This is a genomic window from Pedobacter sp. V48 (assembly GCF_000523515.1).
Classification (GTDB): Bacteria; Bacteroidota; Bacteroidia; order Sphingobacteriales; family Sphingobacteriaceae; genus Pedobacter.
This window is the reverse complement of sequence record NZ_AWRU01000027.1, coordinates 1-1,225: the sequence shown is the minus strand read 5'-3', so window position 1 is coordinate 1,225 and position 1,225 is coordinate 1. Positions and strand designations below refer to the sequence as shown.

Sequence of the window (1,225 nt, the reverse complement as noted above, 5' to 3'; positions counted from 1 at the left end):
CAAGGTCGTATTGCTCCCCGCTTTCTGTTTAACCATTCCTTTATTTCAATCTTTTTTATTCCGTTASYAAACTCCGTTTGGTAACACCCGTTTTGTTNGGGACTGCAAAGGTAGAAATCTTTTTCTGTTTTGCAAATCTTTTTTGAAACTTCTTTCTMACCTTCCTTTTCACTGTTTCACTTCCTCCGAAGCGGGATGCAAAAGTAGGAAAATTCAACCACCACGCAAACATTTACACACTATTTCTTGCAAAATAATCCTAACTCACTAAACCACAACCAGAAAAATTAACAGAAAGGGGTTAAGAGATCAATACGTACCATTTAGAAATTCATTAATTCCTCCAGAAGATAATTGTTTATTGGTTATCTAAGATCTCATATAGTACACATTCTCTAAGCATTTCATTAGATTCAAGTAAAGGATGATTAAAAATTTTCACTTCTTTCATCCCGATCTTCTGCATTACATTTACAGATGCCGCATTAACTATAGGAGCTATTGCATTTATTGATTTTAGTTTTAAATCTTTAAAAGCGTAAGCTATGCATCTCCTCGCACCCTCAGTAGCAAAGCCTTTATACCATTTCTTTATATCTAAGCGCCATCCTATATCAACGCAGGGTGTAAAATCAGACTCAAAGCTCTGAATAGATAATCCTATAAACCCTATAAATTCCTTTGTATCTAGTTCTTCAACTGCAAAGTAGCAAAAACCCCTTTCTTGTAATAAATCCTGCATTCTTCTTACAAACTGCTTGGTTCGCTCCATAGACTGTGTAGCTGGGAAAAACTTCATTACATCTGGATCTGTATTTATACTTGCCAGTTTATCTATATCACTTTCAAGCCAATCTCTAAAACCTAATCTTTCTGACTTAAAAATATAAATGTCGTTTGAGCTCATTTTCTAAATCTGATTTAAACAAATATATAAAAGCCTGGTTCAAAAATGCTACAAACAAGAAAAGCCTATAGTGATTAACTACAGGCTTCATTAAGATTTGGCACCGACCTACTCTCCCACGTGTTACCGCAGTACCATCGGCTCTGGTGGGCTTGACTTCTCTGTTCGGAATGGGAAGAGGTAGACACCACCGATATAGGCACCTAAATATTTTAAATATCTTTTAATAGAGTTCTTTGTTATGTTTAAAATAAAACCCTGTAGATTGCTCTACAGGGTCTTGATTAAGATTTGGCACCGACCTACTCTCCCACGTGT

Annotated in this window: 1 protein-coding gene and 1 rRNA gene; both read right to left on the bottom strand. The window is 35.8% G+C overall.

The features are described 5' to 3' along the window. Positions 1-358: 358 nt before the first annotated feature. On the bottom strand, positions 359-907 hold the full coding sequence (locus N824_RS19415) for a GNAT family N-acetyltransferase (RefSeq protein WP_048906823.1): 549 nt from the start codon (positions 905-907) through the stop codon (positions 359-361). A gap of 95 nt (positions 908-1,002) precedes the next feature. Continuing rightward, positions 1,003-1,114 (bottom strand): 5S ribosomal RNA (gene rrf, locus N824_RS19410). Positions 1,115-1,225 lie beyond the last annotated feature (111 nt).